Origin of the sequence: Actinomycetospora rhizophila, from assembly GCF_042657905.1 — a bacterium.
Taxonomy (GTDB): Bacteria; Actinomycetota; Actinomycetes; order Mycobacteriales; family Pseudonocardiaceae; genus Actinomycetospora; species Actinomycetospora rhizophila.
In genome coordinates, this window is the sequence record NZ_JBHSKG010000018.1 from 36,816 (window position 1) to 54,778 (window position 17,963).

Below are 17,963 nucleotides of genomic sequence, written 5' to 3' on the forward strand. Positions count from 1 at the left end.
GATATCGTCGACACCCATGGCCGTGGTGGCAGCGCAGGAGGGCCGGGCCGACCCGGCCCCCGGCGAGGAGCACCACGACGAGTCGACCGGCCCGCCCCACCGGGGTGGTTCCCGCGCCGCGGGCTGGTGGCTCGCGGCGCTCGGGGCGATCACGGTGCTGCTGGGACTCGCGATCCCGCTGGCCCCGGTGCTCGCCGACGACCCCGTCGTCACCTGGCCGAAGGCCGGGCAGCCGGCGTCGTCGACCAGCCTGCCGCTGACGCCCTACCGCCCGCTCTCGCTCACCGCCGACGTGCCGTGCGCGGCGCTGCGCCCCGGCGGCGACGCCCTGCGCACCCAGCCCGCGTCGGCGGGCGCGCCCGGCCGGGGCCTCACCGTGGCCACGAGCGGCGGGCGCGTGCAGGTCACCAGCTCCGGCGACACCCTGGTCTCCGAGATCCTCCCCCTCGGCGACTGCACCTACCGCGTGATCGCCGACCAGCAGGGCACGCGGGTCGAGCGCGACGGGGAGGTGCTCGCCGAGCGGCCGGGCGCCCTGGTCCCGCAGGTCGCCGAGCTGGCCACGGACGCGCCGGGCACGCCGGGGCTGGCGGCGACCGTGCACACCGACGACCGCTACTCCTCGGTGCCCGGCGCGCTGAAGACGACGCTGCTGGTGCTGCACGCGCTCGCGCTCGCCGCGACGATCTGGATGGCGACGCGGCGATGGCGCGGGCGCGGCCCCGGGCTCGAGTGGCCCCGGTTCCACCCGGCGGACGCCGTGGTCGGGCTCGTCTCGGCGGCCTGGGTGGTGCTCGGGCCGCTGCAGAACGACGACTCCTGGTACCTGCTGATGGCCCGCAACGCGACGCCGACGGGCTACATCGGCAACCAGATCTACATGTTCAACACGACGGAGAACCCGTTCGTGTTCTCGCAGTACCTCTTCGCCCTGTGGGGCCACCTCGGCGAGGCGATCGGGCTGCCGGGGTGGGGTCTGCTCTGGATGCGGCTGCTCCCGCTGCTGCTCGGGCTCCTGACGTGGGTGCTGCTGCGGGTCCTGCTGTCCACGATCCTCGGGCGGGGCGGACGCCTGCCCGGGGTCGCGTGGGCGCTGCTGCTCGCCCACCTCGCGTGGTGGCTGCCCTACGGGATGGCGCTGCGCCCCGAGGTCGTCATCGTCCCGATCTCCGCGGCGGTGCTCGTGCTCGCCGAGGTCGCCCGGCGGCGCGAGGCGGTCGGCCCGCTGGTGCCGGCGACGGCGCTGGCGGCGCTCGCGGTCACCGTGTCGCCGTCGGGGCTCGTGGCGGCGGCGCCGGTGGTGGTCGCCCTGCCGTGGCTGTGGCGCTGGCTCGCGGCGCGCGGGTGGCGCTCGCGGCTCGGCGCGGCGGGCGCGGTGATCGCCGCGGGCACGATCGCCATCCCTGTCGGCTTCGGCGACGCGACCCTCGGCGACGTCATCGAGGCCACCGACGTCCACAGCTGGTACTACCTGACGTTCCCCTGGTACGAGGAGTGGGCCCACTACCGGACCCTCATCGAGACCGGGACGTGGGGACGGCGCCTGCCGGTGCTGCTCACCGTGGTGCTGCTGGTCGTCGTGTCGATCGGCAGCGGCCGCGGCAGCCGCGGTCCGGCCGCCGGCCGGGTGCGCGACGCGACGCTGGGCGCCGCGGTCACCGTCGCGGTCGCCCTCGGGCTGCTCGCGCTGGGCCCGACGAAGTGGGTGAACCACTTCGGGGCGATCGAGGCGCCGGCGACGATCCTGCTGGCCCTGACGCTGCTGCGCTCGCCGCTGACGCGCCGCGCCGGGGCGCTGGTCACCGGCGCGTCCGTCGTGCTCATCAGCGGCGCGACCGTGCTCGGGTTCGCCGGGCCGAACACCTGGAAGCCCTACAGCGACCGCGGGATGCCGTTCGGGGACCACCTCGACACCGAGATCTCGATGCTCGACCTCGAGAGCTTCGCGCCGCACTGGGGCGAGTTCTACCTGCGCGACGTGTGGTGGTGGCTGATCCTCGCCGCGCTCGCCGGGCTGTGGCTGGCCTGGCGCCGGCGCGCCGGGGGCCGCACGTTCGGCATCACCCCGGAGCGCGCGGTGCTCGTCGTCGCCACCGGGGCCCTCGTCGCGCTGATGGTCGGCGTCATGATCGTGGCCCCGCTCAACCAGGGCGCCGGCTGGACCGTGGCCGGCAGCCAGGCCCAGGCCCTCACCGGGCGCGGCTGCGGGCTGGGCGAGGCGGCGACGGTGATGGCGCGGACCGGCCAGGACGTCGGGGCGGCGACCACGCCGGACACCCGCACCGGCGACTTCGCGCTCGCCGCCGACGACCCCGCGCCGGTGCCCGCCCCCGGGCCGGGGGACCTGTGGCACGACGAGGTCGAGCTCCCGCCGGGCGCGGACCCCACCTCGTCGCCCGAGGGCGTCACGGGCCTCGGCTCGCTGACCACCGGCTGGTACCCGCTGCCCGCGGTCGACCCGGCCGACGAGGGCGCGCCGACCCACGTCATCGTGCCCGTCGCCGGCAACGAGCCCGACCGTCAGCGGATCGTCGTGCAGTTCGCCTCGGGCGACCCGCGCGCCCCGGTGGAGGCCGAGTCGGTCGCCGTCACCCCGGCCCCCGGCTTCACCGCGCGGCAGTGGCAGGAGATCCCCGTGCAGCTGCCGGGCAGCCGGCCCACCGCGGTGCGGCTGGTGGTCGAGGACCGGGTCGCCGGCCCCGACAGCTCGCTCGCCGTCGCGTCGCCGCACCTGGCCGCGATGCAGCCGGTGATGACGCTCGCGACCGCGGAGGACCGCCCGCCCGCCCAGGTCGCGGGCGGGGCGTTCGCCGACCAGCTCTCGGCCGTGCTCTGGCCGTGCATCGACCAGGTCGCGGTCAAGGACGGCATCGCGCCCACCCCGACCCTGCGCCTGTCCGCCGCCGAGAACACCCCGGAGTTCATCCTGACGAATCCGACCTACGAGTCCTGGGGCGGCACGATGGTGCAGTCGGAACGGACGTGGGCGACGGTGCGCCCGTTCTCGGCGGTGCCCGACGGCGGCGTGCCCGCCCTGCCGTGGGGCAACGTCGACCGGATCGTCTACGACCACCCCACCGACGGCTACGACCTGCGGGTCGACCAGGTGACCCGCGGCGGGCTCGAGCGGTTCGCGACGCTGGCGTCGGAGGCCTACTCCGGTCGTGAGTACCTCGGCTGAGCCGGGGGCGCCGGAGACGACGACGGACCCACCGGTCCCCTCCCCGCGCCCCACCCTGTTGCTGGCCTCGGCGGTCCTGACGCTGCTGTGCGCGATCGCCTTCCCGCTCGCCCCGGTCGTCGCGCCGGTGGTGACGTTCACCTGGCCGCAGGCGGCTGACGGGACGGCGGCCTCGTTGCCGCTCATGCCCTACCAGCCGGTGCGCCTCGACGCGGCGGTGAGCTGCGCGGCGCTCGCCGCGACCCCGCCCGGTGCGGCGACCCTGGCCACCACGCCGCCGGGCACTCCGCCCGCCCCGGTCGGGGGGCTCACGGTCCGGCCGGGCCTCGAGGGCGTCGTCGTGGCGAGCAACGGCGAGACGCTCGCGACGGTCGTCGCGCCCGGCGGTCCCTGCACCCTGAGCGTGTCGTCGGACCCGTCGCGCACCGAGGTGCGGGTCGACGACCGGGTCGTCGCGGTCCGCGAGGGCGACGTGCGGCCGGTCGTCGCCGCCCTCGTCGCCGGGACGCCGACCACCGACGGGCTGTCGCTGTCGCTGCGGACGGACACGCGGTTCCAGACGACGCCCGGCGTGCTCAAGGACCTGCTCGGGATCGGGGTCCTGCTCGGGCTCGCCGGAATGGTCGTCGCGGTGTGGCGGCGCGACGGGCGCCGGTTCGGGGGCTTCGGGGCCGGTCCTCGCGCGCGACCCCGGCCGGTCGACGGCGTCGTCGCGCTGGGCCTCGTCGGCTGGGCGCTGGTCGGGCCGGCCACCGTCGACGACGGCTACATCGCCGGCATCCTGCGCGCCCGCGGCGAGAGCGGGTTCACCGGCAACGTCTACCGCTGGCTCAACGCGCCCGAGGCGCCCTTCAGCTGGTTCTACGAGGTGGCGCGGGCCTGGGCGTCGCTCGCGCCGGACGGGGCGGCGTCGGTGCTCTGGCTCCGGGTGCCGGCGACCGTCCTGGGCCTCCTGATCTGGGTGCTCCTGCGCCGCCACGCCCTGCCCCGCCTCGGCGCAGCCCTGCGCGGGCGCGGGGCGACCTGGGTGGCGGCGGCCGCCTTCTTCGCCTGGTGGGCGCCGTTCGGGCTGTCGCTGCGGCCCGAGCCCTGGCTCGCGCTCGGCGTGCTGGCGGTGTGGGTGGGCACGGAGCGCGCCGTCGCGACCCGCGCCCTGCTGCCGCTGCTCGCCGCGGCGGTGCTCGCCGGCTTCACGGTGGCGCTGACCCCGGGCGCGCTGCTCGGGCTCGCGCCGCTGCTCGTGGCCCTGCCGGCGCTGTCGCGGGCGGGTCTCGGCGTGCGCGAGGGCTGGACGCGCGCGCTCGTCGTCGTCGCCGGGCTCGCGGTCGCCGTGCTGCCGATGGCCGCCGACCAGTCGCTCGCGGGCCTGCTCGAGGCCACGCGCGTGCGCCAGGTCATCGGGGGCGGGTCGCCCTGGTGGAACGAGCTCTCCCGCTACACGACGCTGCTCGTGCCGGGCGACGTGCAGGGCGGGATCGGGGCGCGGCTCGCGGTGCTGCTGACGCTGCTCGCGCTGCCGGCGGTGGCGTGGGCGCTGTACCGCGCGCGCGTCGAGCCGGGCATCGCCGTGGCCCCGGCGCGCCGGCTGCTCGCCCTGGTGGCGCTGGCGCCCGTGCTGCTGGTCGTCAGCCCGACGAAGTGGACGCTGCACTTCGGCGAGCTCGCGGGCGTCGGGACCGCGGTGCTGACGCTGTTCGTGCTGCTGTGGTCGCCGCGGGTCGTGGCGGCCGCCGACCGGCTGCGCGGCCCTGCGCTCGTCGTCGTCCTCGGCGGGCTCGGGCTGGTGACGACGCTCGTGCTCATCGGCAGCAACCAGTGGGCGTTCGCCGCGGCGTGGGGCGTGTTCTGGAACGACATCCCGCCGCAGGTCGCGCGGGTGCCGCTGGCGAACATCACGCTGCCGGTGACGATGGTCGGGACGCTGGTGCTCGCCGTGGTCGTCGCCGTGCGCGGCCGGCTGCCGCGCCGGGTGGCCCGCGCGCTGGCGCCCGGGGCGCTCGCGCTCGTGCTGGTCGTCGCGGTGGTCGCGCTCGAGGGCGGCTCGTTCCTCAAGGTCACCGCCGACCGGCTGGGGACCTTCAGCTACGGCTCGGCCTCGCTGGCCGCGCTGCGCGGCGACCCGTGCGGGATGGCGTCGGACCTGGCGGTGGAGACGGACCCGGCGGCGGGGCTCCTCGATGTCAGCGGTCTGGCACCGCAGACATCCGGGCCCCGCTTCACGCCCACCGCGCAGCAGGCGCCGGCGGTGCCGCTGACCGCCGGCGGCGTCGAGCTGCCCGGCTGGGCCGCGCCCGCCGGGATCTCCGAGGGCGCCGCGACGCTGCGCTCGGGCTGGTTCACGCTGCCCCCCGAGGCGCAGCGCCGCGAGGCACCGGTCGTCGTGACGGCGAGCGGCTCGCTCGCCCGGGGCGACGTGGCGCTCGAGTTCGCCACGGGATCCGAGGGCCCCGTCAGCGAGTCACCCGCCGGCTCGCGGGCCGGGACCGCGCCGCGCGACCTGCGCGCCCTCGCCCCCGAGGGCGCGACGCTCGTGCGGGTCCGGGCCACCAGCGCGGCCCGCGACGCCGACGAGGCGCGCACGGCCACTCCGGCCGGGCTCTCCCCCGACCTGCCGCTCGCGGTCAGCGTCCCCCGCGTGCCGCGCACGGTGCCGTTCGACGAGGTCGTCCCCCCGGGGAGCACCGCGCTCGTCGACTGGCCCGTGGCGTTCGCCTTCGGTTGCCTGCGCCCGCCGCCGCTGACGAGCGGCACCGCCGGCGTCCCGCCGTGGCGGGTGACCCCGCCGGGGCTCTCGGACGCGGGCGAGATCGCGGTCAGCCCGACCACCGGCGGGCCGTTCCTCACCCCGCGCCTGCTCGTCGACGAGGTCCGCGTGCCGGTGTACCTCGACGGCGACCCGACGCGCGACGCGGTCGGGCTCGCGCGGTGGGTGCCGCGGCTGGCGCTGACCACCCTGACACCGCAGGTCGGCGAGGAGACCGTGGCCGGGTGGAGCAGGCAGGGACGCGCGAGCGTCCCCGTTCTGGACACCCCCTAGACTCGCCCGGGATGTCGCGCACCCAGAAGACGCTCGCCGGGTGGGCACGCACCGCCCCGTCGCGGGCCACCGTGCTCTCCGGCGACGAGGTCGTCTCCACCGAGCGGCTGGCGGAGGCGATCGCCGCGGCCGGTGAGCGCGGCGTCGTCGCCCGCGGTCTCGGCCGTTCCTACGGCGACACGGCCCAGAACGCCGGCGGTCTCGTCCTCGACATGACCGCGCGGGACCGCATCCACGCGGTCGACGCGGCCACCGGGCTCGTCGACCTCGACGCCGGCGTCTCGCTCGACCGGCTCATGCGCGTCGCGCTGCCGTTCGGGCTGTGGGTGCCGGTGCTGCCGGGCACGCGCCAGGTCACCATCGGCGGCGCCATCGCCAACGACATCCACGGCAAGAACCACCACTCGAACGGCAGCTTCGGCGACCACGTCGTGTCGATGGACCTGCTGCTCGCCTCGGGCGAGGTCCGCCGGCTCGAGCCCGAGGGCCCGGAGGCCGAGCTGTTCTGGGCGACGGTCGGCGGCATCGGCCTGACCGGCGTCATCCTGCGCGCGACGATCCGCATGACGCCCACCGAGACCGCGTACTTCGTCGCCGACACCGAGCGCACGGCGAACCTCGACGAGACCATCGAGCGGTTCTCCGACGGCTCCGACGAGGCCTACGACTACTCGTCGGCGTGGTTCGACTCGATCTCGACGGGCCCGAAGCTGGGCCGCGCGGCCCTGGGCCGCGGCTCGCTGGCGCGCCTCGACGAGCTGCCCGCGAAGCTGCGCCACGACCCGTTGAAGTTCGACGCGCCGACCCTGCTCGACCTGCCCGACGTCTTCCCGAACGGGCTGGCCAACAAGCTGACGTTCTCGGCGATCGGCGAGCTGTACTACCGGAAGACGAAGAACAAGCGCGGCCAGATCCAGAACCTGACCGCCTTCTACCACCCGCTGGACCTGTTCGGGGACTGGAACCGGGCCTACGGCTCGAAGGGCTTCCTGCAGTACCAGTTCATCGTCCCGCTCGACGCCGAGACCGAGTTCCGGGCGATCGTGCGCGACATCGCCGAGTCCGGCCACGTCTCGTTCCTCAACGTCTTCAAGAAGTTCGGCGAGGGCAACCGCGCGCCGCTGTCCTTCCCGATGCCGGGCTGGAACATCTGCGTCGACTTCCCGATCGTGGAGGGGCTCGGCGAGTTCTGCCGCTCCCTCGACGAGCGCGTGCTGGCCATGGGCGGGCGCCTCTACACCGCCAAGGACTCCCGCACCGACCACGACACCTTCGCCGCCATGTACCCGCGGCTGGACGAGTGGCGCAAGGTCCGCGACGCCGCCGACCCCGACGGCGTGTTCGCCTCGGACATGTCGCGCCGCCTCCGCCTCACTCCCTGAGGAGAACCATGATCGACGCCGTCGGCCACCCCTCGTCCCTGCTGCTGCTCGGCGGCACCTCCGAGATCGGCCTCGCGACCGCGGAGCGCTACCTCGCCGGCGGGCCCGTGCGGGTCGTGCTGGCCGGGCGCCAGTCGCTGCGGCTCGCCGAGGCCGCCGCCCGCCTCACCCGGGCCGGCGCCTCGGTCGAGACCGTCGACTTCGACGCCCGCGACGCCGCCGTGCACACCGAGGCCGTCCGCAAGGCGTTCGCCGGCGGCGACATCGACATCGCCCTCGTCGCGTTCGGCGTGCTCGGCGACCAGGAGAAGGCCTGGCAGGACATCGACGCCGCCGTCGAGCTCGCCGAGGTCAACTACGTCGCCGCCGTGTCGGTCGGTGTCGCACTGGCCGCGGAGTTCCGCCGCCAGGGCCACGGGCACCTCGTCGCCCTGTCGTCCGTCGCCGCCGAGCGGGCCCGCCGGTCGAACTTCGTCTACGGCTCCACCAAGGCCGGGCTCGACGCGTTCTACACGGGCCTGACCGAGGCGCTGCGCGGCGACGGCATCGGCGTCACCGTCGTCCGGCCCGGCTTCGTGCACACGAAGATGACCGAGGGCCTCGACGCCGCGCCGCTCTCGACGACGCCCGAGGCGGTCGCCGACGTGATCGTGTCGTCGGTGCGCAACGGCCGCGAGCAGGCCTGGGCGCCGGCGCCGCTGCGCTTCGTCATGTCGGCGCTGCGCCACGTCCCGCGCCCGATCTTCCGGCGCCTGCCGCTCTAGGCCCGCCAGGACGAACGAACGGCGCCGTCGCTGCGTGCATAGCAGCGACGGCGCCGTTCCTGTCGTCGGTGTCGGCGTGTCGCGCCGGCGAGCGTGTGGCGATCCTGACGTCCAGTGTCAGCGATGGCCCACCGCTGACATCTCGCGACGCCCCTAGGCGGCGACCGCTGCCGGCCGGGCGGCGTGGCTGCCCCCACGCCGCCCGACCGCCCGACGACCGGAGGGCGGGGTGACCTCCGGACGACGGACGTCGGCGGTGTCGCGGCGCGCGCTGCCCCGGCGCCGCGACGGGTCCCGGTCCCGCATCCACGCCTGCCCGGGCTCCTCGACGTAGCGGTACGCGAGGTGCGCGAGCACCAGCGAGGCCACGACGAGGTGCGGCACGAGCAGCGCGGCCGCCGCCGTGTCGGGGGCGAGCGCGGGGATGCGGGTCATGGCGACGAGCGCCATCTCGATCAACGGGAAGTGCACGAGGTAGAGCGCATAGGAGATGCGCCCGCCGTGGCGCAGGCGCGGCGTCCCCAGCGCCCGGGCCACCGGGCCGTCGGTCAGCGCGAGCGCACCGATCAGCACGGGCAGCAGCGGCGCGGCGAGGTAGAGGCGGGCGTCGGCGCCGAAGGCCGCGCTCGGCGGCGCCGTGGCGGCCCAGTAGACGACCACGACGATCTCGGCGATCGCGAACAGCAGCACCCGGTGCGCCCAGCGCGAGACCGTGGCCGTGCGCGGCACGCGGCGCACCACCAGCCACGTCAGCACCCCGGCGGTGAAGCCCGCCGCGAGTCGCACGCCCCAGAAGCCCGCCCACGCACCGGTCAGGGCGGCGTGCACGGCGAAGGCGGCGGTCGGGGTGGCGGCGAGGACGGCGAGCGCCGCGAGCACGGCCCGCGGCGTCCCGCGCAGCAGCCAGGCGCCGCCGGCGAGCAGCGGAAAGGCCAGGTACGCGGCCCACTCGGCACTGATCGACCATGCGGGCAGGACGAATGAGACACCGTCGATGCCGCCCGAGTCCCACATCTGCGTCATGGTCAGCTGGCGCAGCCAGCTCAGGGGGTCCAGGCCGGGCTGGGCGCCCTGCCACGTGATCACACCGTCGCTCCCCAGGACGGCGCGCGCGGCGCACCACAGCCCGGCCAGGACCACCACGACCGCATAGAGCGGCCACACCCGGGCCAGTCGCGCCCAGACGAACCCCAACGCCTGGCGCGGACCCGGCGCTCCCCGCCAGCGGTCCAGGTAGGACCGGGCGAGCAGGAAACCGGAGAGGGCGAAGAACAGGTCGACGCCGAGCGGACCCGCCGCGAGGAGCGGCGCGACCGGGGCGAACCACTCCGCGTAGCCCGTGACGGGCAGGTAGCTGACGTGGTGCAGGAGGACCCACACCGCCGCCACGGCCCGCAGGCCCGTGAGGGCCGGGATCTCGACGGTCACGGACCGGGCGACCGGGCGCGGGCCCGTGGCCGGCGCGGGCTGCTCGACGGTGCGGACGGCCTGCTCGACCGTGGTGGGCGCCGGGCGGGACGCCGCGCCACCGCGCGGGACGGGGATGGGCCGGATGCCCGGGAGGCTCGACGCCGTGCGGTCGTTGCGGTCGCCGCGGCCGTCCGGCCCGCCGTGGTCCTGCCCCACCACCGTCCGCACCGCGCCTCCCCGACGTCGCCGACAGATCGGCGGATGCCAACCCTCGATCCGGTCAACGGCGCCGAGTGGCCGACCTTTGATACTCCGATCGGTGGATTGGGGTGGTGTGCCGTTCGATCCGGGAGTGACGACGACCCTGGCTGTCGCTCTCCGTCACCGAGACACGAACGGAGCAGTCACCGGCGAGTGGCGGTGACACCGGGTCGAGGGTCGGCGGCAGGAGGGGCATCGGGACGGCCGACCGAAGCGGGTGCGCGACCGCACCACGAGCCGGTGCCCGGGGTGCCCGGCCGCGTGGCTAGCGTGCGATCCACGTCTCGAGATGAGAGGCATCGCCACGCCGCACCCTGCGTCGTGGCCGAGGGGGGCCCGATGACCACGGTGGAGGACGAGCGCGCCCGAGGAGACCGGGCGCGCCCCGACGGGGTGCGCGGACCGCGGACGTCCATCCCACCCGGCCCCGAGGCCCGCGGCCGGTGGTCGTGGTCGCGCTCGGACCCCGCGGCCTGGGGGCTCGCAGCACTGTCCCTCGTCGTCGCCGTCGGGTTCCTGCTGGCCAACGCCGCCTACAACCAGGGCCGGTTCTCCCCGCCGCTCGACGACGTCTACATCCACCTGCAGTACGCGCGGCAGATCGGGCTGGGCGAGTTCCTGCGCTACCAGGACGGCGCGCCGGTGACCACGGGCGCGAGCAGCCTCCTCTACGTGCTCGTGCTCGGCGTCGCGGCCGCGCTCGGGGCGACGGGAGGCTCGCTGCTCTACGCTGCCCTCGCGCTCGGGGTGGCGTGCACCGTGCTCACGACGGTGCTGACCTACCACCTCGGCCGGACGATCGCCTCGCGCACCGTGGGGGTCGTCGCCGGACTCCTCACCGCGCTGTGCGGCCCGCTGCAGTGGGGCGCGCTGAGCGGGATGGAGGTCGGCCTCGTGGCGGCCCTCGCGACCGGCATGGTCCTCGCCTTCGTCCACGAGCAGCCCGGCGGACGCTTCCGCCTGACCGTGCTGCTCGGTGTCCTGCTCACCCTGACGCGCCCCGAGGGCCTGGTGCTCACCGTCGCCGTGCTGGTCGGCGCCGCGGTCACGCTCGTGCAGCGACGGCGTCGCGGCGTCCCGACCGGCCGCGCGGACGTGCTGACCGTGACGCTGCTGACGCTGCCCCTGATCGCGGCGCTGGCCCAGCGGCTGCTCTACCGGTCCCTCACGGGGTCGGCGGAGAACAACGGAGTCGTCGCGAAGTCGTGGCTCTACCAGCCGTTGGACTCGACCATCGAGGTCCTCGACCGCGTGGTCACCGGCGCGCGGGAGGCCATCGCGACCTATGGCGGGCTCACCGGCGTGCCGGTGGTGGCCCCGGGGACCCTGGTGCTCGCGGCCCTGGGCACGGTCGCGCTCGTCGTCGACCGGCCCCGCCACCGCACCCTGGCCGGTGTCCTGGTCCTGGGGCTCGGGGGGATCGTGCTCGCGGTCGCCACGCTGATCACCACCCTGTGGCACAACGGTCGCTACGTGACCCCGTTCCTGCCCCTGGTGCTCGTTCTGGTCGTCCTCGGCGTGCGCTTCCTCGCCCGCGCGATGCCGCGCCACGGGCGGGGAGCCGGCGCTGCGCTGGTCGGCGTCCTCGTACTCGTGGCCGTGCTGACGCTGCCGACATGGGCGCTGCGTTCGGCGCAGCAGGGCGCCGGCATCCGCGAGGCCTCGGTGTCGGTGGCGCAGTGGCTACGGGGCAACACCCCGCCGGGCTCGGTGATCGCCGTCAACGACGTGGGCGCCACGGCCTACTTCGGCGAGCGGCCCGTGGTCGACCTCGTGGGGCTCACCACCAACGGTCTCGCCGACGCGGCGAACGAGGGGACCGGCGCGCTGTACGAGGCGCTCTCCCGCCTGCCCGCGGACCGGCGGCCCGCCTACTTCGCGGTCTTCCCGTCGTTCAACGGGGTCAGCTTCGGCGACATGTCCGAGGCCGGCGTGCTCGCCGAGGAGCCGCTCACCACCTTCCAGACCCGCTCGCCGGTGCGGGACGTGGCGCTCGGCGGAGTGTGCCAGGCCAGCGGCGGGTGCTCGGAGACCGATGTCTGGGCCGCCGACTGGTCGGTCGTCGGTAGCGGCGACGCACCGGACCGCCCGGTGCCCGGCCGGGTCGTCGACCACGTGGACGTGGGCGATCCTCTCGACGAGGACGCCCACGGCTACGGCGTCGACCGCGCGCTGGTCGGCCTCGTACCGATGACGATCCTGCGCGGGGAGGACCGCCCCGATGGCCGGCGCATGGTCGACTCGGGCCGCGAGATCGTCGGTGGCGAGCACTTCACCGTCCGCGGCCTGACCCCCGGCGTGCCGGTCACGCTCACGGCCCGCGTCGAGGCCCGCGAACCGCTGGTCGACCGCAACACCCAAGCGGGCGTGGTCGCCGTGGGCGTGGACGGGAGGCCGGCGGGCGAGTGGGCGTTCACGACAGACGACCGCGCCTGGACCCAGGACTCGTTCGTCGTCCCCGGTGAAATGGTCACCGGCACGGAGCTCACCGTCAGCCTCGGCCCGCGCCAGCCCTACCTCCAGCCCTACCCGGACTACCGCTCCTTCTCCTACTGGGTCAGCCAGTAGGTCAGCTGCCACGTCCTGTCCGAACGGACAGTCTCGCCGTACCACGTCTTTCTCCGTTGCCAGTGCTGTGCAACAGTGCGGCCATGACCCTCGCCGTCGCGCCGCCTCTCGTCCGCGCCGCGCAGCGCGAGGACCTCCCCGCCGTCGCGCGGCACATGCGCGGGATGCTCGAACGCGAGCTCGGCGGCTACGACCCGCGGCTGCACGCCGACGTCGACGACCTCGCCGGGACCTACCTCGGCGCCGCGGGGACGCGGCTGTTCATGTGCGTCGTCGAGGGCCCCGACGGCCCCGCCCTCGCCGGCACCGCGTCGGTGCGCGCGGGCGGGCCGAAGCCGCAGTTCGTGCCGTCGTGGCTCGCACGCCGGTACGCGGGGCGGCGCGTCGGCCAGATCTGCCGGGTCTGGGTCGACCCGGGGCACCGGCGCCTCGGCGCCGGCCGGATGCTCGCGCTCGAGGCGGCGCGCTGGGCGCTCGCCGACGGCTACGACCCCCTCTGCCTGCACACCAACGCCTCGGTGCCCGGCGCGCTGGCGTTCTGGTCGACCTTCCCCGGGGCGACGCTCGTCCACGACGCGCGCCCGGACCCTTGGTCGACCGTGCACTTCGAGATCGACCCGGCGGCCCTCACCGTCACCTGAGCTCTCCGCGCGGCCGCGGTGTGGTGTGCGGTGTCAGCCTGGCGGCCACGCTGACGTCAGACGTCAGGAAAGGCACCACGATCTTCGTCGGCGAGCCGGCAGCCCACCCGGATCGAGCGGGGGGAGAAACTGACGTCGGACGTCAGCATGGCCGCCAGGCTGAGACACCCCGTGCCGCAGCCGGCTCGGGGTGGAGCTCGCGGCGTGTCGCGCGAGCGAGCGTGTGGCGATCCTGGCCCCACACGCCAGCAACGCCGCATCGCCCGAGGGAGGCGTCAGCGGTCCTGCTGGGGGATGCGGCCGTCGGGGCCGCCGTCGCGGCCCGACCGGGCGGCCTGCTCCCGGAGGAGGTCGCGGATCTCGGTGAGGAGCTCGACGTCGGTCGGGTCGGCCGGGCCCACCTCCTCGCCGCGGCGGCGGCGCTCCTCGACGTACTTCAGCGGCAGGACGACGAGGAAGTAGATGACCGCGGCCGTGATGACGAACGTGATGATCGCGTTGATGAAACTCGCGTAGTCGAACACGACGTCGTTCACGACGAACGAGCCGGCGAATTCGCCGCCGCCCGAGAACAGCTGGATCAGCGGCTTGAGGAATGCGCTGGTGAATGCCGTGACGACGGCGGTGAACGCCGCGCCGATGACGACGGCGACGGCGAGATCGACGACGTTCCCGCGCAGCAGGAAGTCCTTGAAACCCTTGAGCACGTCCACTTCCCCGAGTTCGCGATCCGACGGAACGCGCCGAGGATAGGACCACCCGCCGCACACGCCCGGGCCCCGGCCCCCTCAGGGAGGACCGGGACCCGGACGTCGACGCCGGCCGTCAGGCGGCCGCGTCGGTCCCGCTGCCGCACGACAGCGACTCCGGCTGGGCCGCCGGGTCGTCGTTGTCGCCGCCGCCGAGCAGACCCAGGTCGAGGACGCCCGACACGTCCTCGACCGGGACCTGGACCCCGGCGGCGTTGACCGGGACGTCGTTGTTGCAGGCGTTCACCGGGGTGATCGTCTGCACGTCGCCGACGTTGACCAATCCGTGCTGGTCAGCGTCGTCGGAGCCGGCCTCGGCGGCGAACGCCGAGCCCGTGGTGGACGCCAGCGCGGCGCCGGCGAGGGCGCCGGCGATCGCGGCGCGCCGCAGGAAGCTCATGTCTTCTCCTCCGGGGAGCGAGGGGAGCGGTCGTGCCCGGATCAGTTGGCGTCGCCGTCGACCGACGAGCCGCAGGCCTGCGACTCGGGCTGCGCGGCCGCGCCGTCGGAGTCGCCCGAGAGCGCCGGCACGGCGGCCGAGACGTCCTCGACGGGGACCTGGACGCCGAGCGCGTTCACCGGGACGTCGTTGTTGCAGGCGTTGGCCGGCGTGATGGTCTGGATCGAGTCGACGTTCGCGAAACCGTTCTGGTCGGCGTCGCTCTCGTGCGCGAGAGCCGAACCGGTCGTGCTCGCGATGCCGGCGCCGATCAGCGTGGCGGCGAGCACGGACTGACGGAGAAATCCCACAGTGATGTCCTTTCGCATGGTCCTCCCCGGGCCGGGACGACGACGGGGAGCCTTCACCGGCGACATCGGAATGCCGCGCGGCGGACAGTAGCGATCGACCACGCGCGGATTGCCCGCCGGAATTCGCGGCGGGCGGCTCGCTCGGTCACCCGCTCGTGGCGGCCCCGACGACCCTGAGGAGGTGATCATGAGTCAGACTCGTGATCACTTCCGGACCCTCGGTGAAACCGACCGATCGGTCGCCCACGACCGAGTGGCGCACGACCACACCTGTCGTCACCGAACGAGCGAGACTGCTCCATCCAGGCGAACGCCGAGCGGTGTACCGGCCGCGCTCGGTGGCAGCCACGCCCGGCCGCCTCACACGCCCGGACCGCTCACCCGCCCGTCCGGGGCGCGCGCCGGGGCCCTCGGTGTCGCTACCGTTCGCGCGTGTCGTCCTCGACTGCGCCGTCCGCACCGACGGCCCGCATCGGGCGCCCGCTCGCGGCCTGGGCCGCGTGGGACTGGGGCTCCGCCGCGTTCAACCACATCGTCACGACGTTCGTCTTCACCGTCTACCTCACCGGCACGGTGGCCGCGGACGAGGCGAGCGGGTCGGCGGCGCTGGCCACCGCGATCAGCGTGTCCGGGGTCCTGGTCGCCCTCGTCGCGCCGGTGTACGGCCAGCGCAGCGACGCCGCCGGCGCCGAGACGGGCCGTCAGCGCCGGCTCGGCTGGCTCACCGCGGTGATCATCGCCTGCACGGCGCTGATGGCGCTCGTCGCGCCGGAGCCGTCGTACCTCTGGTGGGGCCTGCTGCTGCTCGGGGTCGGGACCTTCGCCTACGAGCTCGCCCAGGTCGAGTACAACGCGATGATCTACCGCCTCGCGCCGCCGGGGCGGACCGGGCGCGTGTCCGGGATCGGCTGGGCGGCCGGCTACGTCGGCGGCATCGTGCTGCTGCTGATCTGCTTCGTGCTCTTCCTCGCCGACTCCCCGGTCATCCCCTTCGAGGGCGAGGGCACGGCCGTACGGGTCGTCGTGCTCGTCGCGGCCGTGTGGTTCGCGCTGTCGACGATCCCGGTGCTGCGGATGAGCTTCCCCTTCCCGCCACCGCCCGGGGACACCGAGGCCGCCGTCGGCTGGGCCGCGTCGTACAAGCTGCTGTTCCGCCGGCTCGCGCGCCTGTACCGCGACGACCGGCACCTGCTCGGGTTCCTCGTCTCGAGCGCGATCTACCGCGACGGCCTGACCGCCGTGTTCACCTTCGGCGGCGTGCTCGCCGCCGGCACGTTCGGGCTGACCCCCGGCGAGGTCATCATCTTCGCGATCGTCGCCAACGTCGTCTCGGCGCTCGGCGCGGTCATCGGTGGCCTGCTCGACGACCGGGTCGGCCCGAAGATCGTGATCGTCGTCTGCCTCGCGGCCCTCGTCGTCACCGCGGCCGGCATGCTGTTCGCGTCCGGCGCCACCGCGTTCTGGATCGGCGGCACGTTCCTGTCGCTGTTCGTCGGGCCCGCGCAGGCCTGCTCGCGCAGCTACCTCGCCCGGATCGTCCCGCCGGGGCGCGAGGGCGAGCTGTTCGGCCTCTACGCCACCACCGGGCGCGCGGTGAGCTTCCTCGCGCCGGCGATGTTCGCCCTGTTCATCGCCCTGTTCGGCGCGCAGCGCTGGGGGATCCTGGGGATCGGGCTGGTGCTCCTGCTCGGGCTCGCGACGCTGATCCCGGTGCGGGCCGTCGCCGGCAGCGCCGCGGCCGGCCAGGCGGCGGTCCGCACCTGAGGACCGGTCAGGAGAACCGGGCGCCGACCCAGCGCACGATCCGCGAGCCGAACTCCGCGACGAGCACCCAGAACACGGCCGCGAGGCCGTAGTTGACGACGACCGCGAACACCGGGTCGGCGATGAGGAACAGGTCGCGGAACGCGAGCACGGTGGAGTCGGCGACACCGCCGACGATCTGCGCGACGGCGTTCAGCGGGTTCACCCCGACGAGCGTCAGCAGCACGTAGGCCACCAGCACCACGGCGATCACGTAGGCGACGATCCGGATCACCGACGCGAGGACCGTTGCGACCTTCCAGACCAGCTCGCCGACGTTCAGCGGCGCGCGCTCCTCGCGCCCGTGCGGCGCGGAGCCGCCGGACACGTCGGGGGTGCGCTGCTGCGTCGTCGGCGCCTCGTCGGGCGGCGGGCCGTCCGACGCGCGGGTCTTCGTCGCGGTCGTGCTCGTGGCGGCCTCCGACGAGGCCTCCGAGCTCGACGACCCAGAACTCGACGATCCCGAACTCGATGCGCCCGAGCTCGACGACCCCGAGCTCGATGCCGCCGTGGTCGACGACGAGTCCCCGCCGCCCGACGACGTGCTCGCGTCCCCGCCCGCCGCCGAGGCGTCGGCCCCCTGGTCGCCGGACGGCGACGTCGACCCCGTGGAGGTGGTCGCGCCCTCGCCGCCGGCGCCCCCGGACGCCGCGTCCGCCGACTCGCCGCTGTCGCTGCCGCCCTCGGTGCGCTGCGCGCCCGCCTGCTCCGTCACGCCCGGCATCTTGGCACCGGCGTCGTGACGGGGCAGATCGGGTCCGGGCTCACATCGACGTGGCGCCGTCGATGTGCTCGCGCAGCATGTCCGCGTGGCCCGCGTGCTGGGTGGTCTCGGCGATGATGTGGATCAGCACCCGGCGCACCGTCCACGTCGTGCCGGGCTCGTGCCACGGCGCCTTCGGCAGCTCGTGGCGCACGTTGAGGTCGGGCAGCGACGCCAGCGTCTGCTCGGTGCGCGCCGCGGTCTCGTGGTACTTCGCGACCACCTCGGCGAGCGTCTCGCCGGGCAGGAGCTTGAACTCGTTCTCGCGCTCGACCAGCCAGTCGGGCTTCTCGTCGAGGCTCGCGATCCAGCCCTCGAAGTCCTCGATCGTCATGCCCTCGGGCAGCTCGAAGTCCTCCTCCGGGCTGGCGCCCTCGACCGCGAAGCGCATCCAGCCCTCCTCGACCTTGGTGACGTGCTTGATCAGCCCGCCGAGGCAGAGCTGCGACGCCGTCGGCCGCGAGCCGGCCTGCTCGTCGGTGAGGTCGCGGGTGGGGAAGACGAGCCAGTGCCGCGCCTGGGCCAGCTCGGCGAGGAGGTCGGCACGCTCGTCGGCGTCGGTGCTGGCCATGGCGGTCTCCTGGGTGGCGGTCGTCGTCATCGGGGGCCCACTTTCCTCGTCGTCCCTGGTGACACGAAAGCTACGGAGGGAGG

14 protein-coding genes are annotated in these 17,963 nt (G+C 74.9%); 8 read left to right on the plus strand and 6 right to left on the minus strand.

Going from position 1 to position 17,963, the window contains the following annotated elements; all coding sequences use genetic code 11:
- The first annotated feature begins 16 nt into the window (after window positions 1–16).
- From ACFPK1_RS26235 to ACFPK1_RS26250, 4 genes are read left to right on the plus strand one after another with little or no spacing between them, the layout of a single operon-like run.
- The gene (locus tag ACFPK1_RS26235; protein WP_378023900.1) at window positions 17–3,181 is read left to right on the plus strand and encodes an arabinosyltransferase domain-containing protein; all 3,165 of its coding nucleotides are present in this window, start codon (window positions 17–19) and stop codon (window positions 3,179–3,181) included.
- Window positions 3,165–6,218 (plus strand): arabinosyltransferase domain-containing protein, encoded by a 3,054-nt coding sequence (locus ACFPK1_RS26240; protein WP_378023901.1) that lies wholly within the window; start codon window positions 3,165–3,167, stop codon window positions 6,216–6,218. Before ACFPK1_RS26235 ends, ACFPK1_RS26240 begins: the two co-directional genes overlap by 17 nt.
- Before the next feature lie 11 nt (window positions 6,219–6,229).
- On the plus strand, window positions 6,230–7,600 hold the full coding sequence (locus ACFPK1_RS26245; RefSeq protein ID WP_378023902.1) for an FAD-binding oxidoreductase: 1,371 nt from the start codon (window positions 6,230–6,232) through the stop codon (window positions 7,598–7,600).
- Between the two features lie 8 nt (window positions 7,601–7,608).
- Window positions 7,609–8,364 carry a decaprenylphospho-beta-D-erythro-pentofuranosid-2-ulose 2-reductase gene (locus ACFPK1_RS26250; RefSeq protein WP_378023903.1) on the plus strand — a complete coding sequence of 252 codons (756 nt, stop codon included), beginning with the start codon at window positions 7,609–7,611 and terminating at the stop codon, window positions 8,362–8,364.
- A gap of 153 nt (window positions 8,365–8,517) precedes the next feature.
- Here ACFPK1_RS26250 and ACFPK1_RS26255 read toward each other — a convergent pair whose 3' ends face one another.
- On the minus strand, window positions 8,518–10,002 hold the full coding sequence (locus ACFPK1_RS26255; RefSeq protein WP_378023904.1) for an acyltransferase family protein: 1,485 nt from the start codon (window positions 10,000–10,002) through the stop codon (window positions 8,518–8,520).
- 372 nt (window positions 10,003–10,374) lie between these two features.
- Between ACFPK1_RS26255 and ACFPK1_RS26260 the strand changes: the two genes are divergently transcribed.
- Together ACFPK1_RS26260 and ACFPK1_RS26265 are read left to right on the plus strand one after the other, a co-directional pair.
- Entirely contained in the window at window positions 10,375–12,603 is a 2,229-nt protein-coding gene (locus ACFPK1_RS26260) for a hypothetical protein (RefSeq protein ID WP_378023905.1), read from the plus strand.
- An 83-nt stretch (window positions 12,604–12,686) separates the two neighbouring features.
- Window positions 12,687–13,244: a GNAT family N-acetyltransferase gene (locus ACFPK1_RS26265; RefSeq protein ID WP_378023906.1), complete on the plus strand. Its 558-nt coding sequence runs from the start codon at window positions 12,687–12,689 to the stop codon at window positions 13,242–13,244.
- Between the two features lie 275 nt (window positions 13,245–13,519).
- On the opposite strand, the gene mscL is transcribed toward ACFPK1_RS26265, so the two are convergent.
- The 3 genes from mscL to ACFPK1_RS26280 form a co-directional block, all read right to left on the minus strand.
- Window positions 13,520–13,951 (minus strand): large conductance mechanosensitive channel protein MscL, encoded by a 432-nt coding sequence (gene mscL, locus ACFPK1_RS26270; RefSeq protein WP_378023907.1) that lies wholly within the window; start codon window positions 13,949–13,951, stop codon window positions 13,520–13,522.
- A gap of 118 nt (window positions 13,952–14,069) precedes the next feature.
- Entirely contained in the window at window positions 14,070–14,393 is a 324-nt protein-coding gene (locus ACFPK1_RS26275) for a hypothetical protein (protein ID WP_378023908.1), read from the minus strand.
- Window positions 14,394–14,434: 41 nt separating this feature from the next.
- Complete coding sequence (locus tag ACFPK1_RS26280; protein ID WP_378023909.1) at window positions 14,435–14,845, minus strand: hypothetical protein; 411 nt, start codon at window positions 14,843–14,845, stop codon at window positions 14,435–14,437.
- Window positions 14,846–15,175: 330 nt separating this feature from the next.
- On the opposite strand from ACFPK1_RS26280, the gene ACFPK1_RS26285 reads away from it, so the two are divergent.
- Window positions 15,176–16,507, plus strand: a complete 1,332-nt coding sequence (locus tag ACFPK1_RS26285) for an MFS transporter (RefSeq protein WP_378023910.1) — start codon at window positions 15,176–15,178, stop codon at window positions 16,505–16,507.
- A 7-nt stretch (window positions 16,508–16,514) separates the two neighbouring features.
- Here ACFPK1_RS26285 and ACFPK1_RS26290 read toward each other — a convergent pair whose 3' ends face one another.
- Window positions 16,515–16,874 carry a hypothetical protein gene (locus ACFPK1_RS26290; RefSeq protein ID WP_378023911.1) on the minus strand — a complete coding sequence of 120 codons (360 nt, stop codon included), beginning with the start codon at window positions 16,872–16,874 and terminating at the stop codon, window positions 16,515–16,517.
- 7 nt (window positions 16,875–16,881) lie between these two features.
- Between ACFPK1_RS26290 and ACFPK1_RS26295 the strand changes: the two genes are divergently transcribed.
- A complete protein-coding gene (locus tag ACFPK1_RS26295; protein WP_378023912.1) occupies window positions 16,882–17,289 on the plus strand; it encodes a hypothetical protein in 408 nt (135 codons plus the stop codon).
- A 21-nt stretch (window positions 17,290–17,310) separates the two neighbouring features.
- Here the strand turns inward: ACFPK1_RS26295 and ACFPK1_RS26300 are convergent, their stop codons facing one another.
- Window positions 17,311–17,880 (minus strand): DinB family protein, encoded by a 570-nt coding sequence (locus ACFPK1_RS26300; RefSeq protein WP_378023913.1) that lies wholly within the window; start codon window positions 17,878–17,880, stop codon window positions 17,311–17,313.
- Window positions 17,881–17,963: the final 83 nt, after the last annotated feature.